Source organism: Streptomyces sp. NPDC053673, from assembly GCF_055585225.1.
The window spans coordinates 19,920-45,122 of record NZ_JBVJKN010000038.1 but is presented as its reverse complement, the minus strand read 5'-3'; the positions used below and the strand labels follow the sequence as shown (position 1 = coordinate 45,122).

The following is a 25,203-nucleotide window of genomic DNA, read 5'->3' as shown; positions in this document are numbered from 1 at the left end:
CCATCCGGAGCAGCCGGGGTCACCCGTCCCCACCGGGCAGGTCAGTGACGCTCCGGCAGGCTCCAGCGGTACGGGGCGATGAGCCGGTCGATCGACTCGGGGCCCCAGGAACCCGGCGCGTAGAGCTCGACCGGCGGCGGGTTCTCCAGCAGCGGGGTGGACGCCTCCCAGAGGCGCTCGATCCCGTCGGAGCGGGTGAACAGGGACTGGTCGCCGAGCATGGCGTCCAGGATGAGTCGCTCGTATCCCTCGAGCGCGTGCATCGCGTTGAAGGAACCGGCGTAGTCGAAGACCATCTCGGCCTCGCTCAGACGCATCGCGGGGCCCGGGTCCTTCACCAGGAAGCGGACGGCGATCCGGCCGGGGTCGGCGAAGTCGATCACCAGCTCGTTGTTCCGGGCCTCGGGGACGTCCTGCGCGGCCAGCGGGAACATGCGCAGGGCCGGTTCCCGGAAACCGAGCGTCACGACGTGCCGTCCCTGCCCGAGCGACTTTCCCGAGCGCAGGTAGAAGGGCACACCGGCCCAGCGCCAGTTGTCCAGTTCGACGCGCAGCGCGACGAACGTCTCGGTGTCGGAGGCGGGATCGACGCCCGGTTCGTCGCGATACCCCTCGTACTGGCCGCGGACGACGTGTGCCGGATCGAGCGGCCGCATGCTCTCGAAGACCTTCTCCTTCTCGTCCCGCAGGGGCTTCGCCCTGAGCGCGGTCGGGGATTCCATCGCCACGAATCCGAGGAGCTGGAAGAGGTGAGTGACGATCATGTCCCGGAAGGTCCCGGTGCCTTCGAAGAACTGGGCGCGGCCTTCGATGCCGATCTTCTCCGGCACGTCGATCTGCACATGGCTGATGTGGTCCCGGTTCCAGACGGGCTCCAGGAAGCCGTTGGCGAACCGGAGGGCGAGGATGTTGTCGACGGACTCCTTGCCCAGGAAGTGGTCGATGCGGAAGACCCGGGACTCGTCGAAGACGGCGTGGATGGTCGCGTTGAGGGCCTGGGCCGAGGCGAGGTCCGTGCCGAAGGGCTTCTCCACGATCAGCCGGGCGTTCTCGGCCAGGCCCGTCGCGCCGAGCATCTCGACGACGGAGGCGAACGCCGCCGGCGGCACGGCGAGGTGGAACAGGCGCCGTGCGCTCCCGCCGACGGCCTGCTCGGCGTCCCGTACGGCCGCGAGAAGCGGCCCGGGATCGTCGGAGTCGGCCGCGCCGAACGACAGCGCTTCCTCGAACTCCTGCCAGGCACTGCCCTCGGGCTTCGATCTGCCGAATTCGGCGACCGCCTCCCGGGCCCGCTTGCGGAAGTCGTCGTCGCTGAGCGCGGCCCGGGACGGCGCCGATCCGACGATGCGGTAGCGGGCCGGCAGCAGCCCGGCCTTGGAGAGGTGGAAAAGCCCTGGCAGGAGCTTGCGCCGGGCGAGGTCCCCGGTCGCGCCGAACAGCACGATGACATGGTTCTCGGGAACCGGCCCACGGTCTTCCGGCCGGGAGGAGCTGGCCACGGTTCACCCCGCCTTCTCGGCGTGACCGCCGAATTCGCCGCGCATCGCGGACAGCACCTTGTCGGTGAACTCGCCGAGCCTCCGGGATTCGTACCGCTGGATCAGCGCGGCACTGATGACGGGCGCGGGTACGCTCTCGTCGACCGCCGCGAGGACCGTCCACCGGCCCTCCCCGGAGTCGGAGACCCGGCCGGTGAAACTGTCGAGTTCGGGCGAGCGGGCCAGGGCATCGGCCACGAGGTCGACCAGCCAGGAGCCGACGACCGAGCCACGGCGCCACACCTCGGCGACCTCGGCCACGTCGATCTCGTACTGGTACGCCTCGGGTTCGCGCAGCGGAGCGGTCTCGGCGTCGACGGTCCGCCCGCGCAGGCCCGCGTCCGCGTGCTTGATGACGCTGAGGCCCTCGGCGATGGCGGCCATCATCCCGTACTCGACCCCGTTGTGGACCATCTTCACGAAGTGTCCGGCGCCGCTCGGTCCGCAGTGCAGATAGCCCTCGGGCGCGCTCCCGCCGGTCCTGGTCCGGCCCGGGGTGGGCTCGGCGTCCGAGGTGCCGGGGGCGATGGTGCGGAAGACCGGGTCCAGGCGTTTCACCGCCTCTGCCTCGCCGCCGATCATCAGGCAGTAGCCCCGTTCGAGGCCCCAGACACCGCCCGAGGTGCCGCAGTCGACGTAGTGGATACGGCGGGGGGCGAGCTCCTTGGCGCGGGCCATGTCGTCCCGGTAGTACGAGTTGCCGCCGTCGATGACCGTGTCGCCGGCGTCCAGCAGGGCGGCCAGCTGGTCGAGGGTCGACTGCACGACGCCGGCGGGCAGCATCAGCCAGAGGTTACGGGGCTGCTCCAGCTTGTCGACGAGGTCGTGGAGGGAGGAGGCCGCTGTCGCCCCCTCGTTCTCCAGTTCCTGTACGGCGTCACGGTCGAGGTCGAAGACGACGCAGCGGTGGCCGTCACGCATCAGCCGGCGCACGAGGTTGGCCCCCATCCGGCCGAGCCCGATCATGCCGATCTGCATGGGTGTGTCAGTGGTCATGGCCGGCCTTCCCGTTCTTCAGGGCGTGGTGCCGGCGGGTGCTGTCACCAGGTCGCGCGCGACCTGGGCCACCCGTTGCGGCGTGAACCCGAACTTCGTGAGCAGTTGCTTCAGGGGCGCCGAGGCGCCGAAGGTGTGCATGCCGATGAGGGCGCCGCCGTCTCCCACGTACCGGTCCCACCCGAAGGTCGATGCCTGCTCGATACCCACGCGGGCGGTCACCGACGGTGGCAGGACCTCGTCGCGGTACTCCCGCGGCTGACGGTCGAACAGCTCCCAGCACGGCATGCTCACCACCCGGGCCCCGATGCCCTGCGCGGCCAGTTCGTCCCGGGCGGAGAGGGCCAGGGACACCTCGGATCCGGTGGCGAGCAGAATCACCTGCGGCTTGCCGGAGTCCGCGTCGGCCAGGACGTAGGCGCCGCGTGCGACTCCCGAGGCGGGGGCGAGCCGGGAACGGTCGAGGGTGGGAAGCGCCTGGCGGGAGAGGATCAGCGCCGCCGGCTCGTGGCGGAGCGCGGCGACCACCCGCCAGGTCTCGACGACCTCGCCCGCGTCGGCCGGCCGGAACACCAGCAGTCCCGGCATCGCGCGCAGGCCGGCGAGCTGTTCGACGGGCTGGTGGGTGGGCCCGTCCTCGCCGACCCCGATGGAGTCGTGGGTGAAGATGTGCACGACCGGGATCTCCATCAGCGCGGACAGGCGGACGGCCGCCTTGGCGTAGTCGGAGAAGATGAGGAATCCCGACCAGTAGGGCCGCAGCTTGGTCAGGGCCATGCCGTTGGCGACGGCCGCCGACGCGTGCTCCCGGATGCCCAGGCGGAGATTGCGCCCGGACGGGTCGTCGGGCTGGAAGTCCCCGGCACCGCCGAACGTGAGCCGGGTCTTGGTCGACGGCGAGAGGTCGGCCGAGCCGCCGAGGAGCCAGGGCACACGCTGCGCGAGGGCGTTGAGGACCTGTCCGGACGAGTCCCTGGTGGCGAGGCCCTTGGGGTCGGCGGGGAAGTCGGGGAGCGCGCGGTCCCAGTCGTCGGGGAGTTCGCGGCGCTGCATGCGCTCCACCTCGTCGGCGAGTTCGGGCCAGGCGGCGCGGTAGGCGTCGAACTGCTTCTGCCAGGCCGTGCGCAGTTCCGCGCCGCGGGCACCGATGCCCTCGCCGAACCCGTCACGGACGCCGTCGGGCACCCAGAACTGCTCGTTCTCGGGCAGACCGAGGAAGCGCTTGGTCGCCCGTACACCGTCGGCTCCGAACGGCGCGCCGTGGGCCTTCGGCGAGTCCTCGACAGGCGAGCCGTAGCCGATGTGGCTGTGCACCAGGATCAGGGTGGGGCGCTCGGTCTCGGCCCGGAAGGTGTGGAACGCTCGCGTGGCCGCGTCGAGGTCGTTGGCGTCGGCGACCGTGGTCACGTTCCAGCCGTAGGCGAGGAAGCGGGCGGCGACGTCCTCGGTGAAGGTGATGCCGGTGTGGCCCTCGATGGTGACCCGGTTGGAGTCGTAGATCCAGCACAGGTTCGACAGCCGGTGGTGGCCGGCGAGTGAGGCGGCCTCCGAGGAGACGCCTTCCATCATGCAGCCGTCGCCGGCGAGCGCGTACACGTCGAAGTCGAAGAGCGGGAAGTCGTCCCGGTTGTACCGGCCGGCGAGCCACCTGCCCGCCATCGCCATCCCCACGGAGGTGGCAACCCCCTGGCCGAGCGGCCCGGTCGTGGTCTCCACGCCGCTCGTCCACCGGTACTCGGGGTGGCCGGGGCAGCGGGAGTCGAGCTTGCGGAACGACTTCAGGTCGTCGAGGGTCACCGCCGCACGTCCCAGCACCTCGTAGTCCGGGTCGACCGCCCGGACCCCGGTCAGGTGCAGCAGGGACCACAGCAGCACCGAGGCGTGCCCCTCGGAGAGGACGAAGCGGTCGCGGTTCGGCCAGATCGGGTCCTGGGGATCGAACCGCAGGAACCGCTGCCACAGCGTGTAGGCGACGGGTGCGATGCCCATCGGCGTGCCCGGGTGACCCGAGTCGGCCCGCTGGACGGCGTCCATGCAGAGGCCGCGGATGGTGTTCACGGACAGCGTGTCCAGGTCGGTCATGAGTACTCCCCGTTCTCGGCGGGCACGGGCCGGCGCACGAGGCGGCCTGCCCCGGGCCCGGAACGCCGGCGCCAGGGCATGGCGACCCTGCGCCCAGCGTGCCCTGAGCCCGCGCCGCCCGGCCTCACCCACCGCGGGTGAGAAGCCCGCCCCGGGGCCAGGACGTCCGCAGCAGCCCGGTGAACGTCTCCGCTGCGCCTGTGAGCCCGACCCGGGAGAACACCGTGAGGGGCCGCCGCCACGGCGGTTCGACCCGCAGCAGCACACAGTCCTCGCCGATCGCTCCGCGTACGACGTGCGCGGGGGCCGTGGCGACACCGATCCCGGCCGCCGCCATACGGACCGCCGTGGAGGTGTGTTCCGTCCGCACGGCCGTACGGGACGAGAAGCCGGCTTTCCCGCAGGCCCAGTCCAGGAAGGGCTGCCCCTCGACGACGGGCTCGGTCTGGAAGCGGCGGGCTGACCACCGACGAGCGGGGCTTCGTCGCGCCCGCCGACTGGTCACGGCTGGAGACCGCGGTGCCCGGCGTTCATGTCGTGGGCGATCTGCTGCCGCCGCCGTCGCTCGGGCTGGCCCACGCCTCCTTCGCGGAGGGCCTGCTGGTGGCCGAGACCCTGGCCGGCGTGCCGTCCGCGCCCGTCGACTGCGCCGCCGTCCCCCGTGTCACGTACTCCTCGCCGCAGACCGCGTCCGTCGGGCTGAGCGAGGCGGAGGCACGCAGCCGCGGCCGTGACGTCACGGTCAACTCCATGCCGCTGACGGCCGTCGCCAAGGGCATGGTGCACGGCCAGGGCGGCGTCGTGAAGGTCGTCGCGCAGGAGGGCGGCGGGCAGGTCCTCGGCGTCCATCTCGTCGGCCCGAACGTCTCGGAGATGATCGCCGAGAGCCAGCTGGTCGTCGGATGGGACGCGGAGCCGGCCGATGTGGCCCGGCACGTGCACGCCCACCCGACGCTCTCGGAAGCGGTCGGCGAGACGTTCCTGACGCTGGCCGGCCGGGGGCTGCACCAGCAGTGACGACGCGGCGCGGGCGGCCGGGGGCTGCACCGCCGGTGACGAACACCGCGCGGGCGGCGGGACGTTCAGCGTGCGTCGAGCCGGAAACTCATCTGTCCGAAGCTCACCATGTCGCCGGCCCGGACCACGACCGAGCCCGTCACACGGCGCCCGTTGACCGTGGTGCCGTTGGTCGAGCCGAGGTCGCGCAGCACCCAGAGCCCGCCGCGCAGGGTCAGTTCGGCGTGCAGGCGCGACACCGTGTCATGGCTGAGCCGCAGCCCGTTGGACGGGTCGCGGCCGATGCGCAGCGGATACGGTCCGGGCTCGGGCAGCAGCAGCGGGGGCAGCCGCTCGGCCTTCCAGGCCCGGCGGAGCCGCACGGAGAACGCGGACACCTTGCCGACCGCGCCGAACAGCTTCTTCGACAGGCGGCCTTCGCTGTGCAGGTCCGCGGTGAGCGCCCGCAGTTCGTCGGGCCCGCGGGCGGACAGGGCGAGCTCCATGCGCCGCATGAACGTGTCGTGCGACAGCTTGCCCTCGGCCGCGCCCTCTCTGAGGATTCCGAGCACACGGTCCCGCTCGGCGTCGGAGGGCCGAGCGGGGTACGTCTGGAACTCGAAGGAGGACGTCACAAACGTGATTGTCGGGCTGCGTGGCCCGGGTGTCCAGAAGGACCGGGCAAGATCACTTCCACCGCCCATCCGCACGTGTGCGCGAAAAGCGCTGGACGTCCCGCCCGGTGCCGTCTAGCGTGATCACGACGCCCGTGACCGACGGAAGGAGGCGAGTGCAGTGCAGACCACACGATCCCCGCGCTCCCGCCCCGTCCGCCCGGCGTTCACCGTCTGACCGGGAGCGTTTCACGCACATCCCTTCCCGGAGGACTTCCTCATGACCGTTGTGACCGGTCCGGTCATCCGCGCGCTCTCCGAGAGCGACGCACATCTCTTCGACGCACTGCCCGACCCGCTCGGTGTGGGCCACGCGCTCGCCCGTGCCACGCACCGCCCCGAGTGGAAGCGGGTCGCTCTGCGCGACGGCAAGGTCGTCGCCCGGGCCGCCTGGTGGGGCGGACCCGACGACACGTCACCCGTCAACCTCAACTGGTTCGACGTCGCCGAGGGCGAGGAGGAGGCGGGCGCCGAACTGCTGCGCACCTCCCCGTTCCGGGTCGAGTACGAGCTGATCCTGCCCGCCGGCTGGCGCGCGGACCCGGTGCTCCGGGCCGCGGGCGAGGCGCGGCTGCGTGCCGCGAAGGCGGCGGGGATGAAGGTGCTCGTCGAACGGTTCCAGTACCGGTGGACGCCGGAGTGCGGGCTGCCGGAGCGGCCCGGGCGGCTGGAGTTCCGGCCGGAGCCCGACGACGAGGTGATCCTCGACGTCCTGCGCCGCGTGCACTCGGCGACGCTGGACGCACACGCCCTGCACGCGATCGCCGAGGGCGGCCTGGACCAGGCCGCCCAGGAGGAGCTGGACTTCTTCCACTGGTGCCCGTCGCCGCGCGAGTGGTGGCGGCTGGCGTTCACGCCGGAGGGCGAGCTCGCCGGTCTGCACATCCCGGCGCACAACCCGTCGGGGCCGTGCATCGGCTACATCGGGGTCGTACCGGAGCAGCGCGGCCGGGGCTACGCGTACGACCTGCTCGCCGAGTGCACGCACTTCCTGGCCGAGCAGGGTGCGGAGTTCATCGCCGGCGCGACGGACCAGGGCAACTTCCCGATGGCGGCGAACTTCACGAAGGCCGGGCATCCGGTCGTCCAGGAACGCATCCATCTCGTGTGAGTCCGGGGCATCCGGCGTATTGATCGGGGTCGGGGGTGTCCGTAGGCTCCGGGCACCCCCGAGCTGATGGCGAGCGGCCCATGGTGATGGACGACCCCCGTACGGAGCCGCAGACCCGCGTTGGCGGCGGCTGGATATCCGGGCTGGTGCTGGCCGGTCTCGGTCTCTACATGGCCTTCCTGACCCCGATTCAGGTGCTGCTGGCCGAGCAGATCGACGCGATCGACCCGTCGGGGAAGGAGGTCGCGCTCGGCTGGGTCACCGGCCTGGGCGCGCTCGTCGCCGTCGTGGCCAATCCGCTGGCGGGTGCGCTCTCCGACCGTACGGGCGGCCGCTTCGGCCGCGCGGTCTCTACCTCACCTCCACGGTGGTGACGGTCGCCGGCGGGATACTGGTGTGGCGGATCCGCTCAGTCCCCTGACCGTGCGGCCCGCTGGGCCCGGATGGCGTCCCGGTACCAGGCGTACGACGCCTTGGGGGTCCGCTCCATCGTCTCGTAGTCGACGTGGACGAGCCCGAAGCGCTGCGAGGCACCCTCCACCCATTCGATGTTGTCGGTCAGCGACCAGACGAAGTAGCCGCGTACGTCCACCCCTTCCTCGACGGCGCGGTGCAGGGCGCGCAGATGTCCGTCCAGGTAGGCGATTCGGCGTGTGTCGGCGAGGTCGGGGAAGTCGTCGTACGAGCAGCCGTTCTCGGTGATGTGGACGGGCGGGAGGCGGTCCGCGTAGCGCTCCTTGAGGGTGACGAGGAGTTCGCGGAGCCCGTCGGGGACGACGGGCCAGCCGAAGTGGGTGCGTTCGGCGTCCTCGATCTCCCGCAGCCCGAAGGGGAGTCCGGCGGGCATGCCGAGACCCGCGTACGAGTCGAGGGCGTCCGGGGCGGGCGCGCCGACGAGCATGGGGCTGTAGTAGTTGACGCCGTACCAGTCGAGGGGCTCGGAGATCACGGCGAGGTCCTCGGCGACCGGTCCCGGCATCAGGGCGTCGAAGCCCTCGGGGTAGCGGCCGGTGAGGAGCGGGTCGGAGAAGAGCCAGTTGGTGAGCGTGTCGTAGATCTCGGCGCCCGAGCGGTCCTCGTCGCTGTCGCTCGCTGCGCGTACCGGCGAGTGGGAGACGGCCAGGCCGATGTTGCCGGCGCCCGCGGCGCGCAGGGCCTGGACGGCGAGGCCGTGGGCGAGCAGCTGGTGGTGGGCGGCGGGCAGGGCGTCGAAGAGGAGCTTCTTGCCGGGGGCGTGCTCGCCGAGGGCGTAGCCGAGCAGGGTGACTTCGGCGGGTTCGTTGATGGTGATCCACATGGGGACGCGGTCGGCGAGGCGTTCGGCGACGGCGGCGGCGTACTCGGCGAACCGGGCGGCGGTGTCGCGGTTCAGCCAGCCGCCCGCCTCTTCCAGGGGCAGCGGGGTGTCCCAGTGGTAGAGCGTCGGGGCGGGGGTGATCCCCTGGGCGCACAGTTCGTCGACAAGACGGTCGTAGAAGCCGAGCCCCGCGGGGTTGACGGGGCCGCTGCCGCCGGGGATCACCCGGGGCCAGCTGACGGAGAACCGGAAGGCTCCGGCGCCGAGTCCGGCGAGCAGTGCCACGTCCTCGCGGTAGCGCTCGTGGAAGCCGGTGCCGCGGGAGGCGTCCGCGCCGTCCTTGACGCGGCCGGGCTCGGCGGCGAAGGCGTCCCAGCCGGAGGGGCCCTTGCCGTCCGTGTCAGCGGCGCCTTCGGTCTGGAACGCGGACGCGGAGGCCCCCCACAGGAAACCGGGAGGGAAGACAGGCAGCGATGTCGCGGAGGGCGATGTCATGACCGGGACACTAGTACCGGCGAGTACAGCGCCTGAAGACCCCGGAGTTGCCAGGATGGGTACGAGTGCCGCCGACACGACAGGGGATCGATCACCAGTGCTGTTCGAGGTATGGGCACCGTACGCGCGGGACCGGGTCGCGCTGTGGCTGGAGGGCACCGAACAGGCGATGGACCGCGACCCGGAGCGGGCAGGGTGGTGGACGGCCGAGGCGGAGACGGACGACGGGGCGCGGTACGGCTTTCTCCTCGACGGCGGCCCGCTGCTGCCCGATCCGCGCTCACGCCGCCAGCCGGAGGGGCCGGACGGGCCGAGCGCGGTGGTCGCGCCGGACGCGTACGTCTGGCGCAGCGACGACTGGCACGGCCGGGAGCTCCCGGGCGCGGTGCTCTACGAACTGCACGTCGGCACGTACACGCGCGAGGGCACCCTGGACGCCGCGGCCGGGCGCCTCGGTGAGCTGACCGAACTGGGGATCACCCATGTGGAACTGATGCCCGTCTGCCCCTTCCCGGGGACGCACGGCTGGGGGTACGACGGGGTGTCGCCGTGGGCCGTGCACGAGCCGTACGGCGGACCCCGGGCGCTGAAGCGCTTTGTCGACACAGCACACGGTCTCGGCCTGGGAGTCGTCCTGGACGTCGTCCACAACCACCTCGGGCCGTCGGGGAACCATCTGCCCGCCTTCGGGCCGTACTTGACCGAGACCCACCACACGCCATGGGGCGCGGCGATCAATCTCGACGCCCCGGGCTCCGACGAGGTTCGCGCGTATCTGATCGGCAGTGCGCTGGCCTGGCTGCGCGACTACCGCGTGGACGGGCTGCGGCTGGACGCGATCCACGCGCTCGCGGACAGCCGTGCACTGACGTTCCTGGAGGAGCTGTCGGCGGCGGTCGACGGTTTCGCGGCGGACGTCCGCCGGCCGTTGTTCCTGATCGCCGAGTCGGACCGGTGCGATCCCCGGACGACGACTCCGCGCGAGGAGGGCGGGCTCGGTGTGCACGCGCAGTGGAACGACGACTTCCATCACGCCCTGCACACGGCACTGACGGGCGAATCCCACGGCTACTACGCCGACTTCGCGCGCGCCCCGCTCGCCGCGCTCGCGAAGACCTTCGGCCATGTCTTCTTCCACGACGGTACGTATTCGACGTTCCGGGGCCGCACGCACGGACGGCCCGTCGACCTGGTCCGGACACCCGCGGGACGCTTCCTCGGATACGCCCAGACCCACGACCAGATCGGCAACCGCGCCCTCGGCGACCGGCTCTCCGCCCAGCTGTCCCCCGGGCTGCTGGCCTGCGCCGCCGCACTCGTACTGACCGGGCCGTTCACCCCGATGCTGTTCATGGGCGAGGAGTGGGGCGCCGGTACGCCGTGGCAGTACTTCACCGACCACACCGATCCCGAGCTCGCGGAGGCCGTACGTCAGGGCAGACGGCGCGAGTTCGCCGCGTCCGGGTGGGCGGCGGACGACATCCCCGACCCGCAGGACCCGGCCACCCGCGAACGCTCCTGCCTGGACCGCAGTGAGCGCGAACGCGAGCCCCATGCCCGCCTGTTGGCCTGGTACCGCGCGCTGATCGCCCTGCGCCACGGCCAGCCGGACCTGTCCGACCCGGACCTGGCGGCGGTCCGCGTCGCCTACGACGAGACCGCCCGCTGGTTCGTCTTCCGCCGCGGCGACCTGCGGGTCGCGGTCAACCTCGGCAAGGAGCCCGCCGCGGTCCCGCTGGGCGGCGGGAGCCGGGTGCTGGCGGCATGGGACCACGTCCGGCCGCCCGGCGCGGACGGGGTGCTGGGGCTGCCGGGCGAGTCGTGTGTGGTGCTGGCCGACGGGTGACGTGCGTTGCGCGGCCGGGGCTCCGGCCCCTCCCCCGCCGGGGCCCCTCCCCGGACCCCGCTCCTCGATCGTCCCAGGGGGCTTGAAAAGCAAGCCCCTGGGAGGGGAAACAGCCGGCGCCTACTACTCCACGATCGCCATCTCGCGCGGTGTGTTGTTGAAGCGGCGGCCGCCCGTCTCCGTGACCGTCACGATGTCCTCGATACGGACACCGAACCGGCCGGGGAGATAGATCCCGGGCTCGACGGAGAAGCACATGCCCGGGACGAGAGGCTGCTCCTCGCCCTCGATCATGTAGGGCGGTTCATGGGTGGTGACGCCGATGCCGTGTCCGGTGCGGTGGATGAAGTACGCGCCGTATCCGGCGTCGGTGATCACCGCGCGTGCCGCGCGGTCGACGTCCTGGCAGGCGGCGCCCGGCCGCACCGCCTCGAATCCGGCCTGCTGGGCCTCGCGTACGACGTCGTGGACGCGCTGTTCCTCGGCGGACGGCTCACCGACATGGACGGTGCGGGTGGTGTCGGAGCCGTAGCCGTGCTTCAGGCCGCCGAAGTCGAGGACGACCATGTCGCCCCGGTCTATGGTGCGGTCGCCCGCTTCGTGGTGCGGGTTGGCTCCGTTCGGGCCGGAGCCGACGACCGTGAAGTCGACCTGGGAGTGGCCGAACCGCAGGAGCAGAGCGGCGAGGTCCGCCGCGACGTCGGTCTCCTTGCGGCCGGAGAAGCGGACCTCGAGGATCTCCCGGTACGCCTCGTCGGCGGCCGCGCCCGCCGCCTCCAGCCTGGCCAGCTCGGATGCGTCCTTCACCGCGCGGAGCATGGGCACGGCGTCCGTCAGGGAGACGTACGACGTGCCGGGGAGTTCGCGTTGCATGCCCAGCAGATGCATCGCCCAGGCGTTGTCGCTGACCCCGAAGCGGCCGCGGCCCTCGAGCAGCGCCGCGGTGACGGCGTACGGGTCCTTGCCGTCGGTCCACGGGCGGAGCGTGAGCGCGGGAGCGCCGGCGGCGTGCTGGGCGTCGGGGGCCTCCAGGGTCGGTACGACCAGCACGGGGTCCTGGCCCTCGACGAGCACCAGGACGGTGAGCCGTTCCGTGACCGCGGGCTGGTAGCCGGTGAGATGGACGAGGTCGGGGCCGGGGGCCACGAGGAGGCCGGAGAGCCCGGCCTCGGCGGCGGACCGGGCGGCCCGGGCCATCCGGGCACGGTAGTCGTCGGCGGTGAAGGGTTCGGGCGGTGCAGCCGCGGGCGGTGTGGGCATGGGTCCGTCCTCCTCAGCACATTCATGGTGCCCGGGCCGACCGGAGGGCGCGAGCGGGCGCTCTGCCCGGTCGGTCCCCGGGGCCTGGTCGGTGGTCAGTCCTGGTCCGGCTTCTCGGCGATGAGCCGTTCCAGCAGGTCCTGGAAGTCCTCGCCGACGACGATCCGCAGCCCGTCGCCGTCCTCGTCACGGTCGCTGAGCTGGGTCAGCGTCCCGGCCCGCCACCAGTAGACGTACGGGGTGATCGCCCCGGGCGTGTCCGCGTAGCCGGACGCGGCGAACGCGGCCAAGGCGTTGAGGGACGGGATGACACTGGTGTCGCGGATGACGTGGAAGGCGAGCTGGTGCCGGAACGGCAGCGCGACCAGCGCCCCGTCCGCGGTGATGTGCTGCCCGGTGACCTGGCGGACGAGTGCGTCCAGCACGAGGACCCGGCTGGCGGTGTAGAAGGAGTCGCCGACGACCACTTCGAAGCACATGCCCCCGGCGTCCTTGACGGTCTCGTGGGCCTCGACGGGCAGCCCCCGCAGATTGTCCAGGGCGCGCTCCCGCAGCCCCGGTACGTCGCCGAGCGGCTCCAGGGCCTCGTCGGTGAGCATCATGACGCTCTCGGGCAGGTCGAGGGCGAGCACCTCGCTGAGTCCCGGGGCGAGTGTTCTGGCGTAGCTGAACGTCATCCGGTCGAGGCCGTCCGAGCCGATCACCCGGGGGTAGAGCTGGGCACGGATCTGGTCGGGCGGGAGGGTGTCCAGCGCGGACGGGGCATCCATGGTGCGCAGCACCATGCCGACATGCTGGCGGATCACGTCGGGCCACACCCGGGGGCCGCGCTCGTCGTTGTGGCAGACCGCGGCGAGGTTGCCGAGTCCGAACTGCCGTCCGGAGCTGTCGGTGACGACGTCGGCGTAGACGGTGACTTCCAGGCCCTGCTCGGCGAACGCTTCCCGGACCTGCCCGCGGAAGCGTGCACCTTCGCCCACCGAGAGGAAGGCGAACTCCGCGTCCCGGGGCGCGTCGTCCCCGTCACGCTTCGGCCCTCGCCGGAACAGCCCCACGTCAGCCCCCGCTCATCCTGTGTGCGCTCAGGTTTCGAGCCTACCGACCTCCCCGCCGGCCGCGCTCTTCAGGCCCGGGAGTGGTCGACGGCTGCCCGGGCCGGTCCGCCTGCGCGAAGGAGCCGGGCTCACGGTCGAGAACGCCGGTGGGCCGCCACTCTTTCCCGTGTCGCGCATCGGCGGGAACAGTAGCGGCGTGCCGGGCCGCTGCCCTGCGTGAGGTAGACGTTTTGGCAGCTGGGCGATGCGCAGAGCCCGCCGGGCGGGCGCTGGCGATCCCAGATCAGGACGGTCAGTGCCATGCAGGACGAGGCGAGGAACCACTCACCCCAGGGCGCGTCGTCGTCGCTGTCGAGGTGCGGGTGCCAGGGGGTGCGACCTCCGTGCGAGGAGAGGCGTACCGGCCCTGCGCTCTCCAGCAGGAGGCGGTTCAGACGGGACGCGGCGAGGTCGATGTGATCGGCGGCGAAGACCTCACGCAGCAGTCGTGCGGCGGCGCGCATCTCCGCGACATCGCTCGCGGAGAGCTTGATGGAGCCGAGCTCGCCGTGTTCACGCAGCACCGCCACGACCGCTTCGGTCTCCGTGTCCTCACCGGTCAGGACATTGATGAGGGCGGCGGTGCGCCGGGCGGTGGCCAGCACCGAATGCCGGGTCGACCAGTCGTCGTTCAAGGGCTGCACACGGGCAATGTAATGCATGTAACGCATGTGGCGAAGTTTTGAGTTACTTGCGTAACGTGATCCGCATGAAAACGCGTTACGCAATGTGGTCCTATCTCGTCGGGGCGGCAACCGCTCGCACCGGGGACGAGATGTCGGGACCGGCGCTGTTGCTGGCCGGGGGGTGTGCCGGACGGCATGGGACCGGGGGCTGCCGGACGCCCGCCGGGCATGTGCCGGGGCGCCGCATAGGGTGCCCGTATGCCGGTACCGCCTGGACTCCCCAATGACGCCACGCTCAAGGTCTACGCCGTCACCGACCCCGAGCGCCTCTACGACCTGGCCACCGATCCGGCCCGGGCCGCCGAGGGCACCGGCACCGTCATGAAGCTCGCCACGGTACTGACCGAGCATCACTCGCAGGCCGCCACGGACTGGGCGGTCCGCCTCGCGGAGTACCTGGCGAGCGCCGAAGGCCCGCAGGGCGGGCGGGGGTTGATGCGGCGGATCGCCTGGCAGCTGGTGCAGCGCCCGAGCACGGTGGCCCTGGGGCCTCACTTCGCGCACCCCGCCCACGGACCTGGACGACCCGGCGACGGAGTTCCGTGCCTGTCTGCTGCACGAGATGGCCCTGCGCTGGGGGCTCGACGACGAACCCTATGTGTCGTACGGCGCGCGTCTGCGCGACCTCGGGCATCCCCTCGCCTGGCTTCCGCTCACCTCTCCGTACTTCGAACACGCCATGCGCAGCGGTGCGGTGATGCAGGGCGGCATCCTCGGCTCCATGAGCCCGGCCGAACTGCTGGCCCGGTTCCCGGAGATACCTCCGACCGAGTCCGGCGCCCGTGCCGGCCGCACCGCCCGGCAGTCCCCGGACGCCGCGCGCGCCGACGCGGCGACCGGCCCGTTCGCCGAACTGGCGCAGTCCGAGGCCGTGTTCCACACCCTGCCGCAGCCACTCGACCCCGCCGATTTCAACTCCGCGCTGCTCGCCGAACTCGACGCGCCCTGCCTGCACAACCTCACCCGGGACACCCTCACCGCCGTGCACACCACCGCCGATGACGTCGCCGGCGATCTCTTCGTCGCCGCGTTCTCGGGCGGGCTGTGGGGCGAGGGCCACGAAGGCGCGTACAGCAGACTGCTCACGTGGCGCAGTCTGTACGCACTCATGGACCTCGCCCCCGATGTCTCGCACCACGACGCCGTACGCAGGGCCTACGAACACCGCTGGCTGCGCTTCGCCGCAGCGCGCCGGGCCGGCAAGTGGTTCCATGGCGACCTCACGGACTGCGCCTTCGCCGTCCTCGACCCCAGCCGGACACGGATCGCCGTGCTGGCGGTCACCGAGACCGACTAGAGTGCCGGGACAGGGCAAAGCTCGCCGGGAGGGGCACTAGATCAGAGTGACGGCGTCCCCGAGCCGCACCGGTCCCGGCGCCGCGACCGTGGCCAGTGCGTCCAGGCGGGTGTCATGCGCTTGCGCGATGGCCCGCAGCACCAGCGGAGAGTGGGGCAGATCCTGCTGAGCCTGGTTGGTCATCACGCATCGCTCGCTGGAGCGTACGAACTCCACGCACAGAACGTCGCCGATCCGGGCCTTGCTCCCGAACCACTCGTCCTCGACGAACGGACGTGTGCCCGGCGGGGTCCGCACCAGCAGGTTCGGCCGGAAGCGGCGTTCGTCGACCGGGACGCCGGGGACGGCCGCGCGTACCCAGTCGAGGGTGGCGGTCGTCAGGATGCTGAGAGGGAGCTGGTCGAAGTGGGAGACCGTCCCCTCCCGGGCGACTTCGACATCGTCGCGGCCGAGGTAGTGGCGCAGATAGGCGGTGGGGTCCGGCACGGCCGCGCCCTGCGGGTCCAGCAGCTCTGGCTGCTCGGCCCCGTCGGCGTAGCGGGAACGCAACTCCAGCAGGCCGGTCATCCGCCGGAAGCGGCGGGTGTTCTTCCCCGAGCCGATCCCGCCCTCCGCGTCGCGCACCGCGTACAGGCGGTCGCCGACCATGCCCCGGGCGTCGACGTCCGCTCGCTCCAGCCGCTCACCGCCCGTCGATTTGATCGGATAGCGCCAGATCCGCCCGACCGTGCCCACCGTGTCCCCCATCGGGCAGACGTTACAGGAGGCCTACCGCCGCGACCGGCACATCACCGTGGTGCTTCCGGACGGTCCCGCGCGTCGGTATGGACGCACGGCGGTGACCTACGTTCTCGAACCGACGGCACAGGGCTGCCGGTTGGTCGTCGCGGTCGATGTCGAGAAACGGCGCAAGCTGACCCATCGGGTGCAGCGCAGACTTCTGGCCTGGGGCGATCTCGTGATGATGCGAAAGCAGCTGCTCACGCTGAAGAAGCTCGCGGAACGCGGGCCATAGGACGACCCGGTCGAGAACAGCCGGTCAATGACGTGCTGCTACGCGGATCAGGTCGGCGACTGCGCGAAGTCGGCTCTGCGACGGCCAAGCGATCACCGTTGTCACGGGCGGAGCATCCAGGACCGGCACGGCGGCGAGATCCCGGCGCGGGTCGGTGCCGGCGGGCTCAGGAATGATCGCGGTGGTACGGCCGAGCGCGATGAGCTGGAAGAGCTGTGTCAGGTCGCGTCCATCCGGACGGTGAGGTGCGCGCGGTGCCGACCGTGGTCCACCAGGCGGGCGTTGGCCTCGTCGGAGTCCCTGACCCAGCGCTCGGCGTACGCACGTTCCTTGCCGAAGCGCACATGACGGTCGACGAGCCGCGACACCCGCAGCTCGTCGTCGAGCCGTAGGAACCACACCTCGTCGAGAAGCGCGCGAAGCCCCGCCCAGGGACCCTCGTCGTGCAGCAGATAGTTCCCCTCGGTGACGACCAGCGGGACGTCCGGAGCGACGGCGATGCTGCCCGCGACCGGCTCCTCCAGCCCGCGGTCGAAAGCGGGCGCGTACACCGTCGTCCCCGCCTCGGGCGCCCGCAGCCGGGCGAGCAGCGCCGCGTACCCGGCGGCGTCGAACGTGTCGGGAGCACCCTTGCGGTCCGCCCGTCCGAGCCGTTCCAACTCGGCCTGGGCGAGGTGGAACCCGTCCATGGGTACGAGGACGGCGCGCCCGCCGAGACGCGTCACCAGTTCCTCGGCGAGGGTGGACTTGCCCGCGCCGGGCGCCCCCGCGATCCCGAGGATCCGGCGCGTACCGGGCTGGGCGAGGCGCCGGGCGCGGTCGGTGAGCTGCTCGATCGACGGGTCCATGCGAGGCATTGTGCACGGCGTCGGCGATACTGGGCGCGCCCGTCAGCAAGGAGAACCGATGTCCGCCGCGCCCCTGCCCCGTATCGCCCTGATCGCGCTGGTCGTGCGCGACTACGACGAGGCCATCGCCTTCTACACGGACGCGCTCGGCTTCACGCTCGTCGAGGACACGGACCGGGGCGACGGGTCGCGGTGGGTGGTCGTCCGCCCCGGCGGCGCCGACAACGGTACCGATCTGCTGCTCGCCCGCGCCAAGGGCGCGGAGCAGGAAGCGAGCGTGGGCGCGCAGACGGGTGGCCGGGTCGGGTTCTTCCTGCACACCGACGACTTCGCCCGTGACCACACGCGCATGACAGCGGCGGGAGTGCGCTTCCTGGAGGAGCCGCGCCACGAGCCGTACGGCACGGTGGCCGTCTTCGAGGACCTGTACGGCAACCGCTGGGACCTGCTGCAGCCTGCGTAACGCACGGCCACCGGATACGACGGTCCGCACGGCGTCGGACTTGTGAGGCGACAACCCCGGCCGTGAGCCGTGCGCGGTCACCGCTATGTATGCTGCCGCGCATGGTGACGTTGGAGCGGCTCCGGAGTGACCACGCGCCCGCCCTGCTGGCTTTCGAGCAGAAGAACCGGGAGTACTTCGCGCGGTCCGTGCCGGATCGGGGGGACGCGTACTTCGTCGGGTTCGCCTCCCGTCACCGCGCCTTGCTCGCCGAGCAGGACGTCGGTCTGTGTCACTTCCATGTCGTCATCGACGAACAGGGGGACCTGGTCGGCCGCGTCAATCTCGTGGATGTCGAAGCAGGCGCCGCTGAACTCGGCTACCGGATCGGCGAGTGTGCCTCGGGCCGGGGCGTCGCGACCGCCGCCGTCGCGGAGGTGTGCCGCCTCGCTGCCACGTCCTACCGGCTGTCCGCTCTCCGGGCGGTCACCACCCTCGACAATCAGGCGTCCATGACCGTGCTCGCACGTAACGGCTTCGCGGCCGTGGAGGACATCCGGATCGACGGGCGCCCCGGCGTCCGGTACCAGCGCCAACTTGCCGCTCCCCGCTGATCACTTGCTCCGGACGGATGGTGCGGGCAGCCCTGAAGCCGGACGCTGCGGCCCGCGTAACGTACGGGCCATGACCGACCCCGTGCTCCGGCTGCTCCGCGAGCAGCCGCGCCTCGCCGAGCTGGCCGCCGCTTATCCCTTCGAGTTCGACCTGGACCGAGCGGAGCACGGGGAGGCGGTGTGTCTGGCCTCGGGTGCGTCGCTGGAGCCGGTGGCCGGGGACGGTGCCGGTGGCACGTACTTCGTGTGCGGCGGAGCTGATGGACCGGTGCTGTACGCGTCGTCGGAGGGGGCTGCCGGGCTGATCGGGGACAGCGTGGGTGAGGCCCTGGAGATGGTGATCGGGCTGCCGGACTGGCGCGACCACACGGGGCTGTCCCCGGCGGACGGCGAGGAGGCGATTCTTGCCGCCGTCGCGGCGAGCGAGAACGAACTCCAGGAGTTCATGACGGATCTGGACGACCGCCGGACCGAGCTGCGCAGAGCCCTCGGCCTCCCTGAGCGCTCCACCCTGGAGCTGTTCACCATGTTCCACCGCGCACTGCTGCGGAGCGAGCCGGAGTATCTGCTCCTGAATTCCGATGAGTTGCTGGCATACGAGCTGCTCGACCCGCATCCGCGGACCCCGCTCCGGGAAACGGTCCTCGCCCCGGGCCGCGCGGACCTGGCGCGGATGCGGGCGGCTGACCGCGGCGACTGGGACGAGGTGGCCGCTGATGCCGTCCGCCGGGCGACGGTGCTGCGGGCCGCCCAGTACGACCGCCAGGACAGCGATCTCCCGCTCCTGCGGCACTTGTTGGAGCGCGAGGCGACCGACACGGGGTACGGCGACGAGCTTCGCCTCGCGGCAGTGCTGGTCGGCAGGTACGGGTCGGCCGACGACGTTTCGCTGCTGCGTGGGGCGCTGCTGGGGCTCCCTGAGGAGCCGGCGGCTCTGGCTGATTGGGCGCGGGAGCTCGACGCGGAGCGCTTCGGCGAGGACCCGTCCGCCGCACCGGAGTTGACATGGGTGGCGCTGGCCCGGCGCCAGGGCCGTACCGAGCATGCGCGCGTCGCCCTGATCCGGATGCTGGACGACACCGGTCCTGACGCGCCTCGGCTACGCGGAACAGCAGCGGAGCTGGCGCTGCTCGGCGAGTTCCGCCAGGCCGCGCGTGCACAGTACAACGTCACATCACTGCAGGACACGGCATGGGACCGGGCTTCGGCGGGCATCACGCTCGCCGCGTACGAGCGGGGCGCGGGAAACCTTTCCGGGGCCTGCCGGGCGCTGGAACGCGCCGTCGGTGCCCTGGAGCCCGCTGCGGCGCCCACCTCCGATCACGGTCCCGAGCCCGGGCCCGGGCCTGATCAGCTTGAGCTGGACCTCCGTCTCCCATCGCCCGCCACCGGGGACCAAGACGCCGTGCCGGACTGGCGGCGCCGACGCCGCTTCGGCGGACTGATCACCGAGGAGTACCTCCTCCTCGCCCTCGCCGCCGCCGAATCGGGCGACGCGATCCTCGCCCGCGAGGCCATGTCCCACGGCAGGACACTGCTCAAGGAGATCGCCGAGCCGTCCCGCAAGGCCCTCGGGCCGCTGGCGCAGGAGGCGAAGTGGGCGGTGGCACGGCTGCCTCGGTAGCCAACCTGTCCCGCCCCGCACTCCGCTTTGGGCGGGGCGCCTTCGCACCGCTCGCCACGGGGTGAGTGTCGACGGACGGTCGTTTGCCGACATGTCGGTCCATGATCGCGAGTCACCGACGCATCGCCCCGCCCCGTCCCAGTCATGAGCAACTGGGGTTGACTATCTCCATTAGTCAACTACAGTTGCTTGCATGTCCGTCGGCAAGAATTCCCTTCCTCAAGATCCTGCTGACGCCCTGGCGGCTGTCGTCGCGCTGCGGCGCCTTGCCGATCAGCTGGAGGACGCAGCTGTCGAACAGGCCATGCGAGCGGGCTGGAGCTGGCCGCAGGTCTCCGAGGCACTCGGTGTCACCCGCCAAGCCGTCCACAAGAAGCACGCCAAGCGGCTCATCGCCGCAGGAGTCAAGCTGAGGAGGCGCGGCGATGAGCGCGTTTGACAAGTACCTGCACGCGGTCATCGTGCGGGCGATGCACGAAGCCCACGAGGATGGGTCGGCGACGTTCGACGCGCACCATCTCCTGTTGTCGCTCGCCGCCGATCAGGGGTCTACCGCACAGCAGGTGCTGGCCTCGGCCGGGCTCGATCACGCTGCGGTCCGCGAGGCGCTGGATCGAGAGTTCGAGCACAGCCTGAGCATGGTTGGGGTGTCTCCGGCCACCTATGACCTTCCCAGGCCGAGCCACGCTTCCCAGCAGCCCAAGATAGGTGCGTCCGCCAGACTTGCACTGGAGCGGAGCTTCGCGCTCGCCCGCAAGAAGGACCTGAGGTCAGCGCATCTGCTACTCGGGATCCTGCAGGCTCAAATCGGCACCGTGCCACGCGCTCTCGCCTTGGCCGGTATCGATCAGGCCGAACTGGCGGACCGCGTACGGCAGACGCTCAACAGCCCGGATCAGTGACCACTGGCAACAGCTGACACGGCAATTCACTCCGCGGCCGTGCCCCAGCCGGGATGTGCAGTGAGTCCTGCAGGCGTGCGCGATGGATCGCACGCTGCGCTGTGCCCATAAGTCCCTGGTGAGAGCCGGTGGGCCAATGAAGCACGTGGAGAGGGGCCGGGCGGCCACCTACGGGTCACACACGACAAGGAGACAGCCACACCCGATTCCCCTGGGCGTCCCGATCCTACGAATGACCCGAACCACCCACGAAGAAGGGTATGGAACCACATGCACCAACACACCGCTCATGCAGGCGGCGGCCGACCGGGCGCCGAGCCAGCCAAGGCTGCGGGCGCCGTGTCCGAGTCCGTGCCGGCCTCAAGGGCCGAGGGCTACGAGGCGATCCAGCGCTTACTCCAGCAAGCCGTGACTCAAGGCAGCCTTCCCGGCATTCTTGCTGAGATCCGCGACGGCGACCGGCAGTGGTTCGGGACCGCAGGAGTGGCCGACACCCGAACCGGCCGCAAGCGCTCACAGCAGGACCGGTTCCGCATCGGCAGCATCAGCAAGACGTTCGTGGCCACCGTCGTGCTGCAGCTGGCGGCCGAAGGCAGGCTGAGCCTGGATGACACCGCGGAGCAGTGGCTGCCCAGCGTGGTCCACGGCCACCACCACGACGGTGCCAGGGTGAACATCAGGATGCTGCTCAACCACACCAGCGGGATCTTCAACTACACCGATGACCAGGAAGCGCTGAACCGTTACGAGACACACACCCCCGAGTCACTGGTACAGATCGCCGTATCCCATCCGCCCACCTTCACACCGGGTTCGGGCTGGGCGTACTCCAACACCAACTACGTCCTCGCAGGCATGATCATCGAACGGGCCACCGGCCACGCGCTCGCCGAGGAGATCACAGAGCGGATCTCCCGCCCGCTCAGCCTGACTGGCACGTACCTGCCGCACGGCAGCGACCCGACGATCCACGGGCCACACTCCCGGCACTACACGAAGCTGTTCCAGACCGACCCCGGCGCACCGGTCCACGACGCGACCGAGCTCGACTCATCCATGTTCTGGGCAGCCGGCGGCATGATCTCCACCGCCGGGGACCTCAACCGGTTCTTCGGCGCCCTGCTGGGGGGCCGGATGCTGCCACCGGACCAACAACGCGACATGTTCACCACCGTGCCCACCCGCGACTGGATTCCCAACGCCGCCTACGGCCTCGGCGTTTCCTCAGTGAGACTGCCCTGCGCGGAAACGGTCTGGGGCATGGGGGGTGCGCTCTTCGGGTCATGGTCCTACGCCTACGGCGCTCGCGATGGCGAACAGATGGTCACCACCAACGTCAACGGCGACTGGAGCAATGGCGGTTGGGACGACCCCATCGGCATCTTCACCGATCTGCTTCAGGCAAAGTTCTGCCGCCGGAGTGATACCTGAACACCGGAGTCACGGCGTCGGCCGCGTGGTCCGTGCCGGCGATGGGCGGCCTACGCCGCCGACATCAGCCGCCGGACCACCACCAAGGAGTTCTGTGGAGGTTGCTCTGCGGCTCGGGTCACAGACAGGAGTCCGGGGCTTGTCCGGGCGGGCCTGATCAGCAGCGCGGCAGGTCCAGTTCCGCGCGGACGGTCTTCCCGATGGGTACGCGGTCGAGCACCGCCCACCGGTCGGCGAGCGCGGCCACCAGCACCAGTCCCCGTCCGCTCTCGGAGCCGGTCGGCGGCTCGGCGACCTCCCCGGGGCCGGGCGGGCGGCGCTCGCCGCGCGTGTCGGAGACCTCAATGCGGAGCATGGGCGGGGTGTGGGCGAGCCGCAACTCGAAGTCCCTGCCCGGTACGCGGCCGTGCGTCACCGCGTTCGCCGCCAGCTCGGCAACGAGCACGGCGGCCGTGTCGGACACCTCGGTCCCGTGCTGGATGCCCCAGCTTCCCGCTGATGGAGCGCGAGGTGCCGGGCGAGCCGAGCGCCGCGCGGGGTTGAGCTGAACCGCTGGGTGAACACACGTACGGTGACGGGTGGTTGGTGGGTGCTAGGGGGCGTCATGGGCCCCAATGTGGCGTGCGCCGGACCCGTTTCTCCAGGCCGGAGCCGTGTACGCGGCGTCAGCGTACACGCACGCGGAGTGGACAGTACGCGTAACTGACCGTAACGATAGGCCGGTTGGGAGTGGGCAGCGGGGCGGTGCGCGGTGCGCGGGAGGTGGCCGGACATGACGGACGGTGTGGAACCGGAGTCCTCGGACAGTCTGAGGACGTTCGGCGCGGTGGTCCAGGCCCTGCGCGAGCACGCGGGGCTCCTGCGTCGAAGTCGCCCTCTCCTGGCACAAGTCCAGCTACAGCGGTAGCTCCGGCGACGACTGCGTCGAGGTCGCCACCTGCCCCACCACCGTCCACGTCCGCGACTCCAAGGACAAGCAGGGCCCCCAGCTCGCCCTCTCCCCCGCAGCCTGGACCGGTTTCGTCTCGTACGCGGCCGAAGCCTGACCCAAGGGCAGGAACAGGGACAGGGTCACGACCCCCGCACCGGATCAACTCCGCTGCGGGGCGCTCCCGCTATCGCTCGGGGATGACGAGTTCGCGGCCACGATAGAACGCTTCTCGCTCGTCGACGACGTAGGGAGCCATCACCTCACGCCGACGCGTCTCCGCCTCGGAGCCGCGCCAGGCGTCGCACGCCTCTCTGGACTCCCAGAGCGAAACCCCGATCACTTCTTCCCCGTCCTCGGACCAGTACGCGAAGGCACGGAGCATGCCCTGCGGGTGGGATTCCGGCCGCCACGCCCCCTCGAACTCCGCCAGCATGCCCGGCTTGATACGGCGCGTTGTCATCCAGACGAAGTGCTCCTTCATCAGGCCTCCTCCAGGCCGACCGAACACCGCGCCGTTCGTTGGCGCTCTCAGACCACCGTAGGCTCGCGGCACCGGTTCCGCCTCCGCGAACAGGAGGCCACCAGGTCAGGAGGCGCCCTCGCGCACAGCCACACGGCCCGGGTCGGCGAAGATCTCCTCCACGATGATGCCGGCGGCCCCGCGCACCGCCGCGGTGAAGCCCAGCGCCGAGCCGGTCACCCGGCAGACCGCCGGGTCGCCCGCCACGGCTCGTTCGCGCAGCTCGCGCATGGCGGCGGGCACGAGGTAGGGGGCGACCGTCGCGAAATAGCCGCCGAGCACGATCACCTCCGGATTGAGGAGGTTCACCGGGATCGACAGGCCTATGCCGAGCCAGCGGCCGATCTCGTCCAGGCCGGCCAGCGCCCGTGGGTCTCCTGCCGTGGCACGGCGGAGCAATTCCTGGGCCTGCTCCTCGGGGTCGTGGGACGCGGCGCCCGACGCCTCCTCTCTCGCCAGGTCGGGAGCGGTGGTGCGGATCGCGGCGGACAGGCCGACCTTGGTCTCCAGACAGCCGGTGCGCCCGCAGGCACACCGCTCGCCCGCGGGATCGACCTGGAGGTGCCCCAGCTCGCCGGTGAAGCCGCCGGCGCCGCGCAGCAGCGTGCCGCCCGCGACGATGCCCGCACCGATGCCCGCTTCCCCGGTCACGTACACCAGGTCGGCGGCCCTGGACCGGGCGTGACCGCGTTCGGCCAGGGCGGCCAGGTTGGCCTCGTTGTCGACGGCGACGCTCACGTCGTCCGGCACGCCCAGCAGATCGCGCAGCAGCCCGGCGACCGGAACGTCCCGCCAGTGCAGGTTCGGCGCGGAGCACACGCGACCGGTGGCGATGTCCACGGGGCCGGGGACGGCCACGCCGACACCCGCTGTGTGCACCCCGGCCCGGCGAGCGGCTTCCATCAGCTCGTCGGCCAGCGCGGCAAGCGTACGGATCGTGTCCTCGGCATCCTCGTGTGGCGCATCGTGCACGAGGCGCCGCTCCTGCAGTTGCCGGCCCGCGAGGTCCATCGACCAGGCAGCCAGGTAACGGGAGTTGACTTCGAGGCCCAGTGCTGCCACCGACCGTCCGTCGATCTCCAGACGCCGTCCGGGGCGGCCGACCGTGCCGTCCTGCTGGTAGTCGGTCTCCCGCAGCAGCCCGCGCTCGATCAGCTCCGCGACGAGGCTGGAGACCGCGGCACGGGTCAGGCCCGTGTGCCGGGCGACCGTCGCCCGGGACAGCGGGCCCGCCGAGCGGACCTCGGCCAGGACGCGGCCCAGGTTGACGCGGCGCATCGCCGCCAGGTCCACAGGGGCCGGCCCTGGTGGGCCGGCCGCTGCGGCGGCGCTCCGTGGCACGTACTCACTCCCTACCTGCCCCCTGACAGGACAGCTCCGTCTCAAGTGCGACGTACGCATCACTGCGACGAACACACCAACGCATCATGTACGACGAACGCATCATGTACGACGTCCGTGCCCCCTCGGGGTACGACGTCCGTGCTCCCTCGGGCCCCGCTTC

23 protein-coding genes and 6 pseudogenes are annotated in these 25,203 nt (G+C 71.3%); 14 read left to right on the top strand and 15 right to left on the bottom strand.

The window, feature by feature from the left end:
- Positions 1 to 41: 41 nt before the first annotated feature.
- The 4 genes and pseudogenes from zwf to ACZ6ZQ_RS33460 form a co-directional block, all read right to left on the bottom strand.
- Positions 42 to 1,499 (bottom strand): glucose-6-phosphate dehydrogenase, encoded by a 1,458-nt coding sequence (gene zwf / locus ACZ6ZQ_RS33475; protein ID WP_469772275.1) that lies wholly within the window; start codon positions 1,497 to 1,499, stop codon positions 42 to 44.
- 3 nt (positions 1,500 to 1,502) lie between these two features.
- Complete coding sequence (gene gnd / locus ACZ6ZQ_RS33470) at positions 1,503 to 2,534, bottom strand: phosphogluconate dehydrogenase (NAD(+)-dependent, decarboxylating) (RefSeq protein WP_469772274.1); 1,032 nt, start codon at positions 2,532 to 2,534, stop codon at positions 1,503 to 1,505.
- A gap of 18 nt (positions 2,535 to 2,552) precedes the next feature.
- Positions 2,553 to 4,616: a transketolase gene (gene tkt, locus ACZ6ZQ_RS33465; RefSeq protein ID WP_469772273.1), complete on the bottom strand. Its 2,064-nt coding sequence runs from the start codon at positions 4,614 to 4,616 to the stop codon at positions 2,553 to 2,555.
- Positions 4,617 to 4,740: 124 nt separating this feature from the next.
- A pseudogene (locus tag ACZ6ZQ_RS33460) lies at positions 4,741 to 5,070 on the bottom strand (LysR family transcriptional regulator substrate-binding protein); the annotation flags it as partial.
- Here ACZ6ZQ_RS33460 and ACZ6ZQ_RS33455 point away from each other — a divergent pair.
- Positions 5,041 to 5,633: pseudogene (locus tag ACZ6ZQ_RS33455) on the top strand (NAD(P)/FAD-dependent oxidoreductase); the annotation flags it as partial. The pseudogenes ACZ6ZQ_RS33460 and ACZ6ZQ_RS33455 sit on opposite strands and share 30 nt — an antisense overlap.
- A 65-nt stretch (positions 5,634 to 5,698) precedes the next feature.
- Here ACZ6ZQ_RS33455 and ACZ6ZQ_RS33450 read toward each other — a convergent pair.
- A complete protein-coding gene (locus ACZ6ZQ_RS33450) occupies positions 5,699 to 6,247 on the bottom strand; it encodes an FHA domain-containing protein (protein ID WP_469772272.1) in 549 nt (182 codons plus the stop codon).
- A gap of 268 nt (positions 6,248 to 6,515) precedes the next feature.
- On the opposite strand from ACZ6ZQ_RS33450, the gene ACZ6ZQ_RS33445 reads away from it, so the two are divergent.
- The gene (locus ACZ6ZQ_RS33445) at positions 6,516 to 7,397 is read left to right on the top strand and encodes a GNAT family N-acetyltransferase (RefSeq protein ID WP_469772288.1); all 882 of its coding nucleotides are present in this window, start codon (positions 6,516 to 6,518) and stop codon (positions 7,395 to 7,397) included.
- Between the two features lie 80 nt (positions 7,398 to 7,477).
- Complete coding sequence (locus ACZ6ZQ_RS33440) at positions 7,478 to 7,771, top strand: hypothetical protein (RefSeq protein WP_469772271.1); 294 nt, start codon at positions 7,478 to 7,480, stop codon at positions 7,769 to 7,771.
- Between the two features lie 35 nt (positions 7,772 to 7,806).
- On the opposite strand, the gene ACZ6ZQ_RS33435 is transcribed toward ACZ6ZQ_RS33440, so the two are convergent.
- Positions 7,807 to 9,189, bottom strand: coding sequence for a GH1 family beta-glucosidase (locus ACZ6ZQ_RS33435; RefSeq protein ID WP_469772270.1), 1,383 nt, complete (start codon positions 9,187 to 9,189; stop codon positions 7,807 to 7,809).
- Between the two features lie 97 nt (positions 9,190 to 9,286).
- Between ACZ6ZQ_RS33435 and treZ the strand changes: the two genes are divergently transcribed.
- Positions 9,287 to 11,035: a malto-oligosyltrehalose trehalohydrolase gene (treZ, locus tag ACZ6ZQ_RS33430; protein ID WP_469772269.1), complete on the top strand. Its 1,749-nt coding sequence runs from the start codon at positions 9,287 to 9,289 to the stop codon at positions 11,033 to 11,035.
- Between the two features lie 123 nt (positions 11,036 to 11,158).
- On the opposite strand, the gene ACZ6ZQ_RS33425 is transcribed toward treZ, so the two are convergent.
- The 3 genes from ACZ6ZQ_RS33425 to ACZ6ZQ_RS33415 all read right to left on the bottom strand — a co-directional run bounded on the left by ACZ6ZQ_RS33425 (position 11,159) and on the right by ACZ6ZQ_RS33415 (position 14,060).
- Positions 11,159 to 12,295 carry a M24 family metallopeptidase gene (locus ACZ6ZQ_RS33425; RefSeq protein ID WP_469772268.1) on the bottom strand — a complete coding sequence of 379 codons (1,137 nt, stop codon included), beginning with the start codon at positions 12,293 to 12,295 and terminating at the stop codon, positions 11,159 to 11,161.
- Between the two features lie 95 nt (positions 12,296 to 12,390).
- Complete coding sequence (locus tag ACZ6ZQ_RS33420) at positions 12,391 to 13,350, bottom strand: DUF1444 domain-containing protein (RefSeq protein ID WP_469772267.1); 960 nt, start codon at positions 13,348 to 13,350, stop codon at positions 12,391 to 12,393.
- Between the two features lie 128 nt (positions 13,351 to 13,478).
- Complete coding sequence (locus tag ACZ6ZQ_RS33415; protein ID WP_469772266.1) at positions 13,479 to 14,060, bottom strand: CGNR zinc finger domain-containing protein; 582 nt, start codon at positions 14,058 to 14,060, stop codon at positions 13,479 to 13,481.
- 532 nt (positions 14,061 to 14,592) lie between these two features.
- Here ACZ6ZQ_RS33415 and ACZ6ZQ_RS33410 point away from each other — a divergent pair.
- Complete coding sequence (locus tag ACZ6ZQ_RS33410; RefSeq protein ID WP_469772287.1) at positions 14,593 to 15,372, top strand: DUF6183 family protein; 780 nt, start codon at positions 14,593 to 14,595, stop codon at positions 15,370 to 15,372.
- Positions 15,373 to 15,408: 36 nt separating this feature from the next.
- On the opposite strand, the gene ACZ6ZQ_RS33405 is transcribed toward ACZ6ZQ_RS33410, so the two are convergent.
- Complete coding sequence (locus ACZ6ZQ_RS33405; RefSeq protein WP_469772265.1) at positions 15,409 to 16,119, bottom strand: MOSC domain-containing protein; 711 nt, start codon at positions 16,117 to 16,119, stop codon at positions 15,409 to 15,411.
- On the opposite strand from ACZ6ZQ_RS33405, the gene ACZ6ZQ_RS33400 reads away from it, so the two are divergent.
- Positions 16,109 to 16,387 carry a hypothetical protein gene (locus ACZ6ZQ_RS33400; RefSeq protein WP_469772264.1) on the top strand — a complete coding sequence of 93 codons (279 nt, stop codon included), beginning with the start codon at positions 16,109 to 16,111 and terminating at the stop codon, positions 16,385 to 16,387. The two genes, ACZ6ZQ_RS33405 and ACZ6ZQ_RS33400, sit on opposite strands and share 11 nt — an antisense overlap.
- A gap of 24 nt (positions 16,388 to 16,411) precedes the next feature.
- On the opposite strand, the pseudogene ACZ6ZQ_RS33395 reads toward ACZ6ZQ_RS33400, so the two are convergent.
- Together ACZ6ZQ_RS33395 and ACZ6ZQ_RS33390 are read right to left on the bottom strand one after the other, a co-directional pair.
- Positions 16,412 to 16,663 (bottom strand): annotated as a pseudogene (locus ACZ6ZQ_RS33395) (LysR family transcriptional regulator); the annotation flags it as partial.
- Positions 16,606 to 17,235 (bottom strand): nucleoside/nucleotide kinase family protein, encoded by a 630-nt coding sequence (locus tag ACZ6ZQ_RS33390; protein ID WP_469772263.1) that lies wholly within the window; start codon positions 17,233 to 17,235, stop codon positions 16,606 to 16,608. The gene ACZ6ZQ_RS33390 and the pseudogene ACZ6ZQ_RS33395, both read right to left, overlap by 58 nt.
- Positions 17,236 to 17,293: 58 nt before the next feature.
- Here ACZ6ZQ_RS33390 and ACZ6ZQ_RS33385 point away from each other — a divergent pair, with 58 nt between their 5' ends.
- The 6 genes from ACZ6ZQ_RS33385 to ACZ6ZQ_RS33360 all read left to right on the top strand — a co-directional run bounded on the left by ACZ6ZQ_RS33385 (position 17,294) and on the right by ACZ6ZQ_RS33360 (position 22,248).
- Positions 17,294 to 17,698, top strand: coding sequence for a VOC family protein (locus tag ACZ6ZQ_RS33385; protein WP_469772262.1), 405 nt, complete (start codon positions 17,294 to 17,296; stop codon positions 17,696 to 17,698).
- 101 nt (positions 17,699 to 17,799) lie between these two features.
- Positions 17,800 to 18,291 (top strand): GNAT family N-acetyltransferase, encoded by a 492-nt coding sequence (locus ACZ6ZQ_RS33380; RefSeq protein WP_469772261.1) that lies wholly within the window; start codon positions 17,800 to 17,802, stop codon positions 18,289 to 18,291.
- 70 nt (positions 18,292 to 18,361) lie between these two features.
- Positions 18,362 to 19,915: a hypothetical protein gene (locus ACZ6ZQ_RS33375; protein WP_469772260.1), complete on the top strand. Its 1,554-nt coding sequence runs from the start codon at positions 18,362 to 18,364 to the stop codon at positions 19,913 to 19,915.
- Between the two features lie 193 nt (positions 19,916 to 20,108).
- A complete protein-coding gene (locus tag ACZ6ZQ_RS33370) occupies positions 20,109 to 20,354 on the top strand; it encodes a hypothetical protein (protein ID WP_469772259.1) in 246 nt (81 codons plus the stop codon).
- A complete protein-coding gene (locus ACZ6ZQ_RS33365; protein WP_469772258.1) occupies positions 20,341 to 20,817 on the top strand; it encodes a Clp protease N-terminal domain-containing protein in 477 nt (158 codons plus the stop codon). Before ACZ6ZQ_RS33370 ends, ACZ6ZQ_RS33365 begins: the two co-directional genes overlap by 14 nt.
- Positions 20,818 to 21,156: 339 nt before the next feature.
- Positions 21,157 to 22,248: a serine hydrolase domain-containing protein gene (locus ACZ6ZQ_RS33360; protein ID WP_469772257.1), complete on the top strand. Its 1,092-nt coding sequence runs from the start codon at positions 21,157 to 21,159 to the stop codon at positions 22,246 to 22,248.
- Between the two features lie 157 nt (positions 22,249 to 22,405).
- On the opposite strand, the pseudogene ACZ6ZQ_RS33355 reads toward ACZ6ZQ_RS33360, so the two are convergent.
- Positions 22,406 to 22,854: pseudogene (locus tag ACZ6ZQ_RS33355) on the bottom strand (ATP-binding protein).
- Between the two features lie 166 nt (positions 22,855 to 23,020).
- Here ACZ6ZQ_RS33355 and ACZ6ZQ_RS33350 point away from each other — a divergent pair.
- A pseudogene (locus ACZ6ZQ_RS33350) lies at positions 23,021 to 23,113 on the top strand (transcriptional regulator); the annotation flags it as partial.
- A pseudogene (locus ACZ6ZQ_RS33345) lies at positions 23,106 to 23,294 on the top strand (DUF397 domain-containing protein); the annotation flags it as partial. The pseudogenes ACZ6ZQ_RS33350 and ACZ6ZQ_RS33345, both read left to right, overlap by 8 nt.
- 69 nt (positions 23,295 to 23,363) lie before the next feature.
- On the opposite strand, the gene ACZ6ZQ_RS33340 reads toward ACZ6ZQ_RS33345, so the two are convergent.
- Both ACZ6ZQ_RS33340 and ACZ6ZQ_RS33335 read right to left on the bottom strand, forming a co-directional pair.
- A complete protein-coding gene (locus ACZ6ZQ_RS33340; RefSeq protein WP_469772256.1) occupies positions 23,364 to 23,660 on the bottom strand; it encodes an antibiotic biosynthesis monooxygenase in 297 nt (98 codons plus the stop codon).
- 105 nt (positions 23,661 to 23,765) lie between these two features.
- The gene (locus ACZ6ZQ_RS33335) at positions 23,766 to 25,040 is read right to left on the bottom strand and encodes an ROK family protein (protein WP_469772255.1); all 1,275 of its coding nucleotides are present in this window, start codon (positions 25,038 to 25,040) and stop codon (positions 23,766 to 23,768) included.
- Positions 25,041 to 25,203: the final 163 nt, after the last annotated feature.

Excerpts from the sequence above, each read along its gene's own strand:
- ACZ6ZQ_RS33415 (WP_469772266.1), bottom strand. The coding sequence starts at position 14,060 with ATGCGTTACATGCATTACATTGCCCGTGTGCAGCCCTTGAACGACGAC.
- ACZ6ZQ_RS33435 (WP_469772270.1), bottom strand. The coding sequence starts at position 9,189 with ATGACATCGCCCTCCGCGACATCGCTGCCTGTCTTCCCTCCCGGTTTC.
- ACZ6ZQ_RS33380 (WP_469772261.1), top strand. The coding sequence starts at position 17,800 with ATGGTGACGTTGGAGCGGCTCCGGAGTGACCACGCGCCCGCCCTGCTG.
- ACZ6ZQ_RS33390 (WP_469772263.1), bottom strand. The coding sequence starts at position 17,235 with ATGGACCCGTCGATCGAGCAGCTCACCGACCGCGCCCGGCGCCTCGCC.
- ACZ6ZQ_RS33370 (WP_469772259.1), top strand. The coding sequence starts at position 20,109 with ATGTCCGTCGGCAAGAATTCCCTTCCTCAAGATCCTGCTGACGCCCTG.
- ACZ6ZQ_RS33405 (WP_469772265.1), bottom strand. The coding sequence starts at position 16,119 with ATGGGGGACACGGTGGGCACGGTCGGGCGGATCTGGCGCTATCCGATC.
- ACZ6ZQ_RS33365 (WP_469772258.1), top strand. The coding sequence starts at position 20,341 with ATGAGCGCGTTTGACAAGTACCTGCACGCGGTCATCGTGCGGGCGATG.
- gnd (WP_469772274.1), bottom strand. The coding sequence starts at position 2,534 with ATGACCACTGACACACCCATGCAGATCGGCATGATCGGGCTCGGCCGG.
- ACZ6ZQ_RS33425 (WP_469772268.1), bottom strand. The coding sequence starts at position 12,295 with ATGCCCACACCGCCCGCGGCTGCACCGCCCGAACCCTTCACCGCCGAC.
- ACZ6ZQ_RS33375 (WP_469772260.1), top strand. The coding sequence starts at position 18,362 with ATGACCGACCCCGTGCTCCGGCTGCTCCGCGAGCAGCCGCGCCTCGCC.
- ACZ6ZQ_RS33440 (WP_469772271.1), top strand. The coding sequence starts at position 7,478 with ATGGTGATGGACGACCCCCGTACGGAGCCGCAGACCCGCGTTGGCGGC.
- ACZ6ZQ_RS33340 (WP_469772256.1), bottom strand. The coding sequence starts at position 23,660 with ATGAAGGAGCACTTCGTCTGGATGACAACGCGCCGTATCAAGCCGGGC.
- tkt (WP_469772273.1), bottom strand. The coding sequence starts at position 4,616 with ATGACCGACCTGGACACGCTGTCCGTGAACACCATCCGCGGCCTCTGC.
- ACZ6ZQ_RS33385 (WP_469772262.1), top strand. The coding sequence starts at position 17,294 with ATGTCCGCCGCGCCCCTGCCCCGTATCGCCCTGATCGCGCTGGTCGTG.